Annotated in this window: 9 protein-coding genes; 3 read left to right on the forward strand and 6 right to left on the reverse strand. The window is 69.3% G+C overall.

What is annotated here, in order from left to right; translation table 11 throughout:
* Window positions 1–19: 19 nt before the first annotated feature.
* Window positions 20–880, reverse strand: coding sequence for a Rossmann-fold NAD(P)-binding domain-containing protein (locus ACYVK3_RS12375; RefSeq protein ID WP_460497627.1), 861 nt, complete (start codon window positions 878–880; stop codon window positions 20–22).
* Between the two features lie 136 nt (window positions 881–1,016).
* On the opposite strand from ACYVK3_RS12375, the gene ACYVK3_RS12380 reads away from it, so the two are divergent.
* Together ACYVK3_RS12380 and ACYVK3_RS12385 are read left to right on the forward strand one after the other, a co-directional pair.
* Window positions 1,017–2,279, forward strand: coding sequence for an ABC transporter substrate-binding protein (locus ACYVK3_RS12380; protein ID WP_460497628.1), 1,263 nt, complete (start codon window positions 1,017–1,019; stop codon window positions 2,277–2,279).
* 196 nt (window positions 2,280–2,475) lie between these two features.
* Window positions 2,476–4,077 carry an amidohydrolase family protein gene (locus ACYVK3_RS12385; protein WP_460497629.1) on the forward strand — a complete coding sequence of 534 codons (1,602 nt, stop codon included), beginning with the start codon at window positions 2,476–2,478 and terminating at the stop codon, window positions 4,075–4,077.
* Between the two features lie 48 nt (window positions 4,078–4,125).
* On the opposite strand, the gene ACYVK3_RS12390 is transcribed toward ACYVK3_RS12385, so the two are convergent.
* A complete protein-coding gene (locus ACYVK3_RS12390) occupies window positions 4,126–4,629 on the reverse strand; it encodes an SRPBCC family protein (RefSeq protein WP_460497630.1) in 504 nt (167 codons plus the stop codon).
* Between the two features lie 104 nt (window positions 4,630–4,733).
* Window positions 4,734–5,885, reverse strand: coding sequence for a sulfotransferase family protein (locus tag ACYVK3_RS12395; protein WP_460497631.1), 1,152 nt, complete (start codon window positions 5,883–5,885; stop codon window positions 4,734–4,736).
* Between the two features lie 258 nt (window positions 5,886–6,143).
* Between ACYVK3_RS12395 and ACYVK3_RS12400 the strand changes: the two genes are divergently transcribed.
* A complete protein-coding gene (locus tag ACYVK3_RS12400; RefSeq protein WP_460497632.1) occupies window positions 6,144–6,785 on the forward strand; it encodes an AAA family ATPase in 642 nt (213 codons plus the stop codon).
* Here the strand turns inward: ACYVK3_RS12400 and ACYVK3_RS12405 are convergent.
* From ACYVK3_RS12405 to ACYVK3_RS12415, 3 genes are all read right to left on the reverse strand, one after another.
* The gene (locus tag ACYVK3_RS12405; RefSeq protein ID WP_460497633.1) at window positions 6,755–8,932 is read right to left on the reverse strand and encodes an HNH endonuclease signature motif containing protein; all 2,178 of its coding nucleotides are present in this window, start codon (window positions 8,930–8,932) and stop codon (window positions 6,755–6,757) included. The genes ACYVK3_RS12400 and ACYVK3_RS12405 overlap by 31 nt on opposite strands.
* Window positions 8,933–9,456: 524 nt before the next feature.
* A complete protein-coding gene (locus ACYVK3_RS12410; protein ID WP_460497634.1) occupies window positions 9,457–11,124 on the reverse strand; it encodes a ricin-type beta-trefoil lectin domain protein in 1,668 nt (555 codons plus the stop codon).
* Window positions 11,125–11,181: 57 nt separating this feature from the next.
* The gene (locus tag ACYVK3_RS12415) at window positions 11,182–12,258 is read right to left on the reverse strand and encodes a LacI family DNA-binding transcriptional regulator (protein ID WP_460497635.1); all 1,077 of its coding nucleotides are present in this window, start codon (window positions 12,256–12,258) and stop codon (window positions 11,182–11,184) included.
* Window positions 12,259–12,302: the final 44 nt, after the last annotated feature.

Genomic DNA, 12,302 nt, shown 5'->3' on the forward strand with positions numbered 1-12,302 from the left:
GTCCCGACCGCACCGGAGCTCAGTCCCTCGGCGTCCAGGCGCCCGTCTCGGCGGCCTGCGCCGCCCAGTCGGCGAAGGCCACCGGCTCGCGGCCGAGGACCGTCGCGACGCCGTCGGCGACGTCTCCGATCCTGCCCTCGCGCATGACCCGGAACATCGCGTCCAAGAAGCCGATGAGCGACTCGGGCAGGCCCGCGGCCCGCAGCGATGCGGCGTACTCCTCGGGGCTCTCGGACCGGAAGGCGACCGGCCGCCCCGACGCCTTCGCGATCGTCTCCAGCGCCTGGGGGTACGTCAGCGACTCGGGTCCGCTGAGCTCGTAGACCTGGCCGTGGTGGCCGTCCTCGGTCAGGACGGCGGCGGCCACCGCCGCGATGTCGTCGACGTCGATGAACGGTTCCACCGCGTCCTCCAGCGGCAGCGCCAGCTCCCCGGCCAGAAGCGGTTCGAGGTAGTCGCCCTCGCTGAAGTTCTGGTTGAAGTTGTTGGCCTGCAGCACGGTCCATTCGACGCCCGAGCCCTGCACCGCGATCTGGGCCGCGTGCATGCCGATCGCCTCGGCCTCGACGCCCGCGGCCTCGGTGAGGACGTGGATGCGCCGGCCCGACTGCGCGACCAGGCGCCGGACGCCGGCCTCCACGGCCGCGGCGGCGAACTCCCCGGCGGGGAACGGCTCGTCCGGCGGGACCAGGTAGACGGCCGCGACGCCGTCGAGTGCGGCGGCCCAGGTCGAGGCGTCGTGCCAGTCGAAGCGGATCTCGGTGCCGCGGGAGACCGGGCGGACGTCGTGTCCGTCGGCCCGCAGCTTTCGGGTGAGGCGCCGGCCGACCTTGCCGGTGGCGCCGGTGACGAGGATGGTGTTCTCACGGGTGTGCTCCATGGCTCCAGTCAAGCCCGCGGATGCGGCATCGCACATGGTCAAGACCCCACACATGATGCGCGATCGTCTATATTCAGTAAGCTACTACCTGGTAACTCAGGTCCCGGCCATGATCGAGTACGGAAAGGTGATCGGAATGCATGTGCCGCTTCGCAAGGCGGTCACCGCCGCCGTCGCGGTCGGATCGTCTCTGGTCCTGGCCGCGTGCGGCCTCACCGCCGAGCCGGAGGAGACGCCGGGCGTCACCGACGACAAAGTGACCATCGGCACCCATCAGCCGCTCACCGGACCGGCGGCCGCCGGTTACTCCTCGATCTCCGCCGCCACGTCGGCGTACTTCGCATACCTCAACGACAACGGCGGCATCCACGGCCGCGACATCGAGTACATCGTCAAGGACGACGCCTACGACCCGTCCCGAACCCAGGCGGTCGTCGACGAACTCGTCACCGAGGACGAGGTGTTCGCGATCGTCAACGGCCTCGGCACGCCCACCCACTCGGCCGTGCTCGACTACCTGGACCAGCAGGACGTCCCCGACCTGTTCGTCTCCTCCGGATCCCGTGCCTGGAACCAGCCGCAGGTCTATCCGAACACCTTCGGCTACAACGCCGACTACGTCACCGAGGGCGCCGCCCTCGCCCAGTACGCGGTCGAGCAGGACCCGGACGCCAAGATCTGCGTCCTCGGCCAGGACGACGACTACGGCGAGGGCATCCTCGAAGGCGTCGAGACGGTCGTCGGCGGCAACGAGATCACCGAGATCCAGTTCTACTCGACGTTCAACCGGGACGTCAGCGCCCAGGTCGGCGCGATGATGCAGGCCGGCTGCGAGGCCAACGTGCTCGGCACCATCAACGGCTTCACCGCGCTCACGATCGGCACCGCCGCGCAGGCCGAGTGGTTCCCGCGGTGGTACGTCTCCTCGTCGGGGGCCGACTATCCGACGCTCGTGGCGAACCTCGGCGAAGCGGCCGCGCCCCTGCTCGAAGGCATGGTCAGCGTCAACTACCTGCCGCTCAGCCCCGACAGCGACTGGTTCGCGCTGTTCACGCGGATCAACCAGGAGTACAACGACGGCGCGCCCATGACCGGCAACACCATCCTCGGCATGAGCGTCGGCTACGTCTTCGCCGAGGCGCTCGCGGCCGCGGGGGAGGACCCCACCCGCGGGTCGCTCGTGGAGGCCGTCGAATCCGGGCGGCTCGTCGGCAACGGCATCGTGCCGCTGTCGTTCGGCCCCGACGACCACGCCGCCTACCGCAGTGTCGGCGTACTGGTGGTCGAGAACGGGGTGCAGGACTACATCGACCAGGCGTACAGCGTGGACGCCGGGCAGGTGACCCCGATCGACGCCGAACCGGTGCCGCTGGAGAACGAGGGCATCCCAGGCTCCTGACGCCGACGGGCGCGCTGCTCGCCGGCTTCCTAGGAGTGACGGGGCCGTCCAGCGGCTTAGGCGTTTATTTGCGCAGACAGATACCCTTGGCATCGACTCCACGACGGATCGTCGCCGGCGCGCACTCGGCGCCTACGGGAGGCGGCCGTTCGATCGCGGCAGTCGGCATCAGCGCCGACCGAGAACGGAGAATGCAATGCGCAGCAACACGAACAAGGCCACGACGGGTTCGCACGCGGCGGAGCCGGCCCCTCCCGCGAGGGGCCTGGGGCGTCGCGATCTCTTGCGAACCTCCGCCGCCGCCGCGGCCGTGACGGGCACGGGCCTGCTGTCCGCCGGACCCGCCCACGCCGACAGCGACGCCATCGCGCCGGAGGACACCGGTCACCGCGAGAGCCGGTACGTCATCCGCGGAGGCGCGGTGATGTCGATGGACCCGGACGTGGGCGACTTCGAGCAAGCCGACGTCCTGGTCGAAGGCGATCGGATCGCCGCGATCGCGCCCCAGATCGACGCCTCCGGAGCGCGCGTGATCCGAGCGGACGGGCGAATCGTCATGCCCGGATTCATCGACACCCACCACCACCAGTTCGAGACGGCCCAGCGCGCCTTCCTGGCCAACGGCCTGCTCATGGACGACCAGTCGGGCTCGCCCAGCGCGCAGCCGAACTACAACGAGCACATCCTGCAGGGATTCGCGAAGCGGTATCGCCCCGAGGACGTCTACATCAACGAGCTGTTCGCCGGGCTGTCGCAGTTGGACGCGGGCGTGACGACCGTCCTCGACGTGTCGCAGATCCACCACACCCCCGAGCACTCCGACGCGGCGATCCAGGCGCTGTTCGACACGGGCCGGCGCTCGGCGTTCGGCTTCTTCGAGGGCGACGGCCGCGCGGAGGCCCGGTACCCGGAGGACGCCTATCGCATCCGGGACCAGTGGTTCTCCTCCGACGACCAGCTGGTCACCATGATCATGGGCGGCGAGCTCTACTTCGGCAGGGAGTTGTACACCCGCTCGTGGGAGATCGCCCGCGACCTGGACATCAAGATCGCCGCGCACGTCGTCGGGTCGTTCGGGATGCGACCCACCATGGACGAGATCGCCGAGGGCACCGGCGGGGTCGAGATGGGGCCGGACAACCTCTTCATTCACATGACCGGCATGTCCGACGAGACGTGGCGGCGCGTCCATGACGCCGGCGCGCAAGTCTCGGTCGCGTTCCCGATCGAGATGACCATGCGGCACGGGACCCCGCCCATCCTCAAGATGCAGGAGCTCGGCATGGAACCCTCGCTCAGCTCCGACGTCGAGACGACGATGGCCGCGGACCCGTTCACGCTCATGCGGTCCGCCATGACCATGCAGCGCATGGTCGTCAATCAGATGGTCCTCGACCAGGGCGACGGCATGCCGCCGAACCACTACCCGACGCCGGCCGCCGGTACCCCGGAGCTGCTCACGGTGCGCGACGTGCTCCGATACGCGACCATCAACGGGGCCAAGCACCTCGGGCTCGACGCCAAGACGGGAACGCTCACGCCCGGCAAGGCGGCCGACATCGTCATTCTCGACGCCACGGCGCCGAACGTGGTCCCGCTCAACAGCGTTCCCGGCGCGGTCGTGACGCTCATGGACCGGACCAATGTCGAGACCGTGATCGTCGACGGGAAGATCCGCAAGTGGAAGGGCCACCTGCTCGACGCCGACTTCAAGCATCTGCGCCGCGAACTCGAGTCCTCCCGCGACTACCTCTTCGACGCCATGGACCTGCCGCAGGACCTGTTCCTGTACAGCTGACCGAGTGATCGGGACCCGTCGCGGCGGCGCTCCGCCGACGCGGCGGGACTACCCGTCCTCCGCGGGCGGCGGCTCGGGCGCCGGCAGGGTCTCGCCGGTCTCCAGCAGCGTCTTGAGGTTTGAGACCACGTGCGGCCAGCCCTCGCCGATCATCTCGCGGACCGTGCTCGCGGGCTCGAAGCCCCCGTGCACCACGGTCAGTTTGACGGTCGCGCCCACCGGCTCCAGCTCGAAGGCCACGTGCGACCGCGGCTCCGCGGCGATCTTCGCCAGCATCTCGTCCTCCACACCGGCCACTTGAGCCCATTCGGGCGTGAAGCTGTGCCAGGTGTACGCCAGGCGGCGCGGAGGCTCGTACTCGAGGACGACCTGCCCGGGATCGCTGGTGGAGCCGCCGGCCTCCTCCCACGTCATCGGGGAACCGACCTCCCAGTCGGTCACGAACGCCACGCCCCAGTACCGGGTGGTGAACGCGGGCTCGATGAGTGCCTGCCAGAGCCGGTGCGGCGTGGTGTGGAGGTACGCGGTGTACTCGAAGTCCGTGGCGGTCATCAGTTCGGTCTCCAATGCTGGGTCTTCCGGCGCCGCGGCGCCTCCTCGCCAGACCATCACACCGTTCACGTCGGCCGGGCCCGTTTCGGCCGTTCGGCGCGCCGTCAGCGCATGGCGTGGACCATGCGGACGTAGTCGCCGAAGGCATGGTCGACCATGTCCATGTCGAGCCCGTAGTGGCCGAGGCTGTACTCGTGGCCGCGCTTCATGCCCGGGCGGGCGAGCACGACCTCCAGGTTCCGCTCGTCGTCCTCGGTCCAGTCCATGCCGAGCCGCTCGAAGATGCCCGGAAGCTCCTCATGCGGCTTGGCGGTCAGCTGGTGGTAGGACACGTCGATCACGCGCTCGCGCGGCAGCCGCGTCCGGACGTCGCGTCCGTGCCTGACCATCCCCGAGAGCATCTCGAGCCAGTCGCGGCCGATGTCGTGCGGGTTGTAGCTGCGGTTGCACAGCGCCATGCCGGTCTCCATGAGCGAGCACCACGAGCCCATGACGGTGTTGGGATCGCGGTGGGTCCACATGATCTTCGCGTCCGGGAAGACCTTCACCAGCGTCTCGAGGTGTTCGAGGTGGTACGGGGACTTCAGGACCCAGCGCCGGCGCGGCCCGCCGAACTGGAGGACCTGGAGCACCTGGCGGTAGTACTGGAAGTCGGACAGGAAGTCGTGCGTGTCGAGCCACTTGCGGTAGCCCGGCATCCCGAAGCAGACCAGCCAGTTCCGGCCGTGCGGCAGGGCGAACACGCACTCCTCGGGGGACTCCGGCTCCATCGGGTGGATCTGCGGCAGCACCGGGGAGAAGACGTGGCCGAACCTGGCCGAGCGGGCGGCGACCTTGCGTCGGCGCCGCCGGACCGCCTCGTCGGCGTCGGCGCGGTCGGTCGCCTGGAGCTCCCACATGAGCGGGGCTCGGTTGCCCTCCGGGCGAGCGAGGATCTTGTGCGCGAGGGTGGTGGCGGTGCGCGGCAGGCCGGTGACGATGATGGGCCGCTCGATGGGCTCGTCGGCGATCTCGGGGTGCTCGGCGATGAGGCGGCGGACGCGGAAGCGGTTGGTCATCCGGCCTTGGACGTCACCGATCGCGGACATCCAGCCCAGGCCGGAGAGGGTCGGGACCGAGGCGATCTGGTGGACCAGGTAGCGGTAGCCCTCGAGGAACTCCTCGTCTCCGGCGGCGCTGCCTTTCGCGGCGGCCTCGGCCCGGCGGACCGCCTTGGCGAACATGGCGTCGACATGGTCGCGCTGCCGGTTCGCCATCGGCTGAAGCATCGAATTGAGGGGGCTGACCATTCGGGATACGCGTCGCATCGAATCCGTTTCCTCTCAGGGGGATGGAGGGAATCGCACGTTCGAATCCTGGCACAGCCGCACACGGGTCCGAACCGCCGGGTGCCCACAACTCTCCCACCAGCCACATCAGACAATCGCGTTCGGCGGCCGGGGCGGACGTGTGATAGGAACCTTGTGGTGGCAGTCGAGCGCGTGGGGATGCGGATGGGGAATGGGCGGCATGGAATGACCGCGGCGGCATTGCGGGCGCGGCTGCGGCACGTCCACTGGATCGGGGGCGGACCGGGCGCCGGCAAGTCCACGACCGCCGCCCGCTTGGCGGCCCGGCACGGTCTGCACCTGTACGACACCGACGCGGCCATGTCCGACCACACCCGGCGGACCACCGCCGAGCAGGCCCCGCGCCTCCACGAGTTCGTCGCCATGACCATGGACGAGCGATGGGTGGAGCGTCCACCGGAGGTCATGTTCGAGACGTTCCACTGGTTCCGCGGGGAGGGCTTCGACCTCATCGTGGACGACCTGCTCGCCCTGGATGCGGAGCGCGGCGTCATCGTCGAGGGCTTCCGGCTTCTGCCGGCCCTCGTCAAGCCGCTGCTGACGAGGCCGAGCCAGGCCGTCTGGCTCTTGCCCGCCCCCGAGTTCCGCGAGGCCGCCATCCGCAGCCGCTCCACGCCCGGCGAAGGCTTCGTCCACCAGACCCGCGACCCCGAACGCGCCGCACGGAACCTCGCCGAACGGGACCTGCTCTTCGTCGATCGGCTCTACGAGGAGACGCGACGGCTCGACCTGCCGATCATCGAGGTCGACTCCGCCATGACCGAGGACGGCACCGCTCAGCGAGTGAGCGAGCTGTTCGGACTCTGACCGCCGCCCTCGCTCACCTTGGCAGACGAAGGATGCGGCCTCCCTCTGGGGTGAAGTCTGCTTGGGAGCCCGGAAATGGCCGCCCAGGTGTTGGCGGGAACGGGCGGGTGTGATGGTCGTTCTGCGCAATGGCAGCGATGATGAGGCGGTGGGGCGGGCAAGGGCGGGTGTCTGGAGTTGGTGCCGGTGTGGTCGGGCGGGGGCCTGTTGAGGCCTGCAATGGCCGCGGGGGCGTTGGCGGGAACGGGCGGGTGTGATGGTCGTTCTGCGCAATGGCGGCGATAAAAGCGGTGGCGGGTGGGGTGGGGCTGCTGTTCGTCGCGGCGGTGGTCGGTGGGGCCGTGCCGGGTGGGGCTGGGGCTGGCTTGGCGGCGGGTATTCGCGTTGCTGGTGGTCCGGTTCGGGGTGTGGGCATGGGAATGGGCTCGAAGCCGTTGCCGGTTTCGAGCTGGCGATCTATGAGGTGCCTTCCCCGCCACGGTATCCCGCAGCGGGCAGGTTAAGAACGGTGGTAGTCCGTAGTCGGGTGTCGGTGTGGCCCCGACTGGTTCGCGAGATCGCTTTGCCTCATTAGACGGTATGGCAGTCTCGTATCCCTGTCCCGGTTCCGGTTCGGGTGCCGGTGCTGAAGCCGGTTCGGGTTCGGTCGCGGGGTTGGGTGTCGGTGTCGGTGTCGGTGTCGGTGTCGTGAAGCGTGCTCGTGCTTTGGCGCGGGCGGCTTTCGCGGCGGCCATGAACTGCGCGGTCTCGGCCTGCTCGGCGGCGGCTTCGAGGTCGGGTTTCAGTGCCTCGGACCATTCCTCGGGATACAGGCCGGTGGGAAAGGCGTTCGCGATGTCCTCGGCGAAGCCCAGATCCAGGTCGGTGTCGGTGCGCCAGTCGGCGCACCCGCATTTCAGGTCGGGGTCGGTGTCCTCGTGCCCGTCGTGGTGGACGATCAGGGCTTTGCCCGGTCCGGTCTTGGTGATCGACCAGCCGGGGGTGTGGATGCGGCCGTGGTGGAACCGGCACAGCAGGATCAGGTTCTCCGCAACGGTGGGTCCACCATTCGCCCAGTGGCGGATGTGGTGGGCTTCGGTCCACTGCACCGGTGCGAGACAGCCGGTCCAGGCGCACCCGCCCGGCTGCTCCAACTCCAGCTTCCGCCGCAGGGCGCTGTTGGGCAGGCGCAGTGCACGCCCGAGTTCGATCGCGTCACCGGTGCGGTAGTTGAACACGTTGGGGATCACGAGGCCTTCGCAGGCGAGCAGGCGGGCCTTCCCGAGGCTGATGGGGTCGCCTTCCAAGGTGGCGACGCGTCCGGTGTCTTCCCCAGCCAGGGTCTCGATGTCGACCGACAGGTGCAGGATGGCGGTGTGCCCGTGCCGCTTGGCCGCGTTCGGGTCACTGCCATGGGCCGCGAGCACCTGGTGGAACGCCTCGGCCCGCCGGTTCGCCGCAGGCGGCAGGCACCCGTCCTGGTCGACTTCGTCCTGCCGGGGCGGGGGCACGGCGGTGGTCAGGAGCTTGGCGAACAGCTTCCCGGTATCCGAAGACAGGAGCCCGGAGAGGACGAACATGCCGTTCTCGGTCTCCACCAAGTCGAGCCGTTGCAACGACTGCTGCCCCAACCCGTCCAACAGCTCCTCACCGGAGTCGAGGGCGGCTTGAAGTTCGTCCAGCTGGGCGTGCACGTCTTTCACCGTCGCGTGGATGCAGTACTGCGCGATCAAGTGCTCCGGCGTCGGGCACGACACCTCGGCATCGAAGGGGGAAGGGACCGGCTCCTTGTAGGGAGTCCGGGCGTACACGCGCAGGGCCTTGGTGGCGTCCAGGCGCCGCACAGCTGCCGCGACCCGGTCAATCCGCGCCGCAGCCGACGTCGCGGTCTCAGCCAGGACGGTGAACTTCCCTGCCGTGCGGGCGATCGCCGCCAGATCAGCAGCCGTGCGCAGGTGGAAGTCGAAGGTCGACACCAGCCACTCCCGCAAGGCCGAGAAGCCATCGCAGTCGCGGTGGATGTTCCATGCCTTCGCCTCGATCACCCGGCGCAGGACCTCGGCGTGCACGGAGTTGATCAGGGAAGCGGCCTCATCGAGATCGGTGTGGATGACCTTGGCGCGCTCGCTCCGCTCGGTCCTGCTGGGCTTCATGCTCGTCTTGGCCATCTCACACTCCCTCGGTCATTGAGGTCTCGTACGAACCTGCTGTTTCCGCAGGTTCGTGCTATACCTCTATTCTCCCAGGTCACAAGGCCCCTGTCATCACCCGTTAGGGTGGGAAAACGCTCACGTTTCCGCCGCCCGGGGCCACGATAATCCTTTCCCCGCAAGGCAAACCGGGCACCACACGGTCCGCCCGGCTTCCACGCGCCACCCCTACGTCCGCTAACACAACATCCAAAAAGAACCAACCTCTTCGTCGCCGCCTGCTTGAAACCGCGCCCAATCGGACCCAGCTTCGGAATGGAACCTTCGATAAGGCCCACCTCGTCATCGCTGCCGCCCTTGGTGCAGCGCCACCATCCACCCACACCGTTCCCGCCAGCGCCCCAAGCTCCATTGCCGGACTCCAGAGGCGAATCCCCCTCCCCCTCCACCTCCACCTACACACCGACACCGGCCGCCGGGCGCCGACACCGACACCGACACCGGCCGCGGGCGCCCGGCGCCCGCGGCCGTCTCACGTCCGGTCAGGCAGGCAGGTGCCACACCTGCGTCCACTGTCCATTGCAGTCGTAGATCTGCAGCTTGGTGCCGTCGGCGGTATTGCCTTGCGGCACATCGAGGCAGCGGCCCGACTGCGGGTTCAGCAGCGAGCCGTTCGCCTGCGGCGCCCACTGCTGAGCTCCCGAGCCGTTGCACTCCCACAACTGCACCGGAGTGAAGTTGGCCGTGCCCTGGGCGTCCACGTCGAGGCACTTGCCGAACGCGCCGAGCGTGCCGTCCGGCGACACCGACCAGTCCTGGCCACTGGCGACCCCGCACGTCCACAGCTGCGCGCGGTTGCCGTCGACGGCCGAGTTGGTGTCCACGTCCAGGCATTTGCCGCTCGTCGGATTGACGACCGCCCCGGTGGGTCCGGGCAGCGAGCCGATGCCGAAGCGCACCTCGCACTGGTTGTTCTGCCCGAGCCAGGTCGCGGCGAGGTAGAGATAGCTCGTGCCGTCCTCGCGGGGGATCGCGGGCGTGGAGTAGCCGGGGCACGAGGGCTCGCCGGCGTTGTAGCCGCCGGTCGGATCGACGGTCACCGGCGTGGAGGCCTCGAACCAGTCGCCCAGGCCGAGATTGGTGTTGGCGAACAGGACCGTGCCCGACTCGGCGAGCACCGTCTTGCCTCCGGTCGGGCCGGCCACGGCGCGCTGGCCGGAGACGAGCAGCGTGCCGTTGGGCCCGCCGCCGGGGAGCCAGGAGAGGTACGGGGTGTGGAGCAGCTCGCGGTCGTCCGAGGTCTGGACGAGTGTGCCGCGGTCGCCGGCCGGACCCCAGTCGAGGCCGTCGTCGCTGAACTTGAGGTACACCTCGCAGGCGTGGTCGGGATCGGTCGCGTCGCGGCACAGCTCGTAGCTCATCGCGAACCGGCCGTCGGGGAGCTTGGCGAAGGTCTGCATCCCGGGCCGCGCCAGATCGTCGCCGGGGAAGACGACGTCGTCGGTGAGCGTCGCGCTCCAGCTCGCGCCGCCGTCGGTGGAGGTGTAGTGGCCGATCCGCTGGTTGTTGGTAGGGCTGTTCGCCGGTCGCTCATCGGAGATGAAGCACGCGAGCGTGTCGTCGTCGGCCACGAGGAACGTCGGCTCCCAGATGCCGTGGCCCCAGCCGTTCGGCATGCCGGAGGTCTGGGTGCAGTTCGAGAGGTACTGCCAGGTGGCGCCCTGGTCGGTGCTGCGGAAGACCTCGACCTTCTGTGCGGTGTAGTCGCCGACGTCCCAGGCGGTGCCCGCCGCGAGCACGTCGCCCTGGTTCAGGCCCGGGAGGTCGCGGGGCACCTCGAAGAGGGTGGGCGCTTCGAGGTCCCAGCCCGGCGTGTTGGAGCCGAGCTCGCTGATCCGGCTCCAGCTCTGGCCCCCGTTCGCGGAGCGGTAGATCGGGAGGGCGGTCGGGGCGTCGTGGCCGCCCTCGGCGAAGGTGGCGAGCATGGTCTGGGCGCCCGATCCGTCGTGGTCGAGCCGGATCGCGCGCGGGTAGCCCGCGGTGCCGCCGGGGTGGGCGCCGAGGTCGGGGGAGTAGAGCACGGAGCCGGGCTGCGCCGCGGCCGGTGCGGGGCTTGCGAAGGTCGCCGCGCCGGCGAAGGCGAGGACGGCTGCCGCGAGCAGCGCGAGCGCGCGTCGTGCCGGTGCGGCCCACTGACTGGTTCCCGTCATGGGATTCCTCCTGTGGTGCGAGGCGTCTACGGATTTGCAGACGTTGCAAACACCATGTCAGCAATTTGCCGACGTTGCAAGAGGCAATGGCCCGGATAATTCCGCGGCAGGTCCGTTCCCCAGGCCCAGCGTGCTCTCGCGGGCCACGAGCCTGTGCTCCGCGACGACCTCCTCGGCGGGCGCCTCCGGGTCGTCGATCCGCGCGGTGATGCGTCGGACGGCCTCGCGCGCGATGAACGGCGTGTCGAGCGAGACGGTGCTCAATGACGGCCGGGTGAACCGTCCCTCCTCGATGTCGTCGATGCCGATGACCGCGACGTCGTCGGGCACGCTGAGTCCGGCGTCGAACACGGCCCGCATGGCGCCCATCGCCAGCAGATCCGAGAAGCAGAAGATCGCGTCCGGTCGCGGCGAGAGCTCGAGCAGCGCGGCGGCGGCGGCGTAGCCGTCCGTGCGGCTGTAGTGGACCGCCGGGGTGGCGTACTCGGCCCGGGGTTCGAGTCCGGCGTCCTCCATCGCCCGCTCGTATCCGGCGGTGCGCTGGAGCGGCGTGGCGTACTCCTCGAGCGGCTGCGCGCCGATCGCCGCGATGCGCGTGCGCCCGATCGCGACCAGGTGCGCCACCGCGTCCCGCGCCGCCTGGACGTTGTCGATGGCCACGTGGTCGTACCGGCCGTCGAAGTCGTGCTCGCCGAGCAGCACGAGCGGCATGCGCTTGGAGGAGCCGTGCATGTCGAGCAGCTCGGACTTGGTCACGAGCGGGCTGAAGAGGATGCCGTCGAAGAGCATGGTGCGGTCCTCGCCGGTCAGCAGTCGGCGTTCGCGCTCGTGGTCGTGGCCGGTCTGGTCGATCATCACCCGGTAGCCGACCTCGGCGGCCGCCTCGATGACGTCGCGGGCGAGTTCGCTGAAGTACGGCACGGCGATCTCGGGCACGACGAGCGCGAGCATGCCCGTGCGGCCGGTGCGGAGGGTCCGCGCCACCGGGTTCGGCCGGTAGTCGAGTTCTTCGATGGCCCGGAGCACTTTGCGCCTCATGCGCTCGCTGACGTGCTCGTAGCCGCTCACCACGTTCGAGACGGTTCGGACGGATACCTGCGCCAGTTCGGCGACGTCGCGGAGGGTTGCTGGCATAGGCTCCATCCTAGCGTTTGCAACGTCGGCAAAGAACCGCTACA

The sequence above is a fragment of the Glycomyces tarimensis genome (genome assembly GCF_054776215.1).

Coding starts and splice junctions, on each gene's coding strand:
- ACYVK3_RS12375 (WP_460497627.1), bottom strand. CDS start 880: ATGGAGCACACCCGTGAGAACACCATCCTCGTCACCGGCGCCACCGGC.
- ACYVK3_RS12380 (WP_460497628.1), top strand. CDS start 1,017: ATGCATGTGCCGCTTCGCAAGGCGGTCACCGCCGCCGTCGCGGTCGGA.
- ACYVK3_RS12385 (WP_460497629.1), top strand. CDS start 2,476: ATGCGCAGCAACACGAACAAGGCCACGACGGGTTCGCACGCGGCGGAG.
- ACYVK3_RS12390 (WP_460497630.1), bottom strand. CDS start 4,629: ATGACCGCCACGGACTTCGAGTACACCGCGTACCTCCACACCACGCCG.
- ACYVK3_RS12395 (WP_460497631.1), bottom strand. CDS start 5,885: ATGGCGAACCGGCAGCGCGACCATGTCGACGCCATGTTCGCCAAGGCG.
- ACYVK3_RS12400 (WP_460497632.1), top strand. CDS start 6,144: ATGACCGCGGCGGCATTGCGGGCGCGGCTGCGGCACGTCCACTGGATC.
- ACYVK3_RS12405 (WP_460497633.1), bottom strand. CDS start 8,932: ATGGCCAAGACGAGCATGAAGCCCAGCAGGACCGAGCGGAGCGAGCGC.
- ACYVK3_RS12410 (WP_460497634.1), bottom strand. CDS start 11,124: ATGACGGGAACCAGTCAGTGGGCCGCACCGGCACGACGCGCGCTCGCG.
- ACYVK3_RS12415 (WP_460497635.1), bottom strand. CDS start 12,258: ATGCCAGCAACCCTCCGCGACGTCGCCGAACTGGCGCAGGTATCCGTC.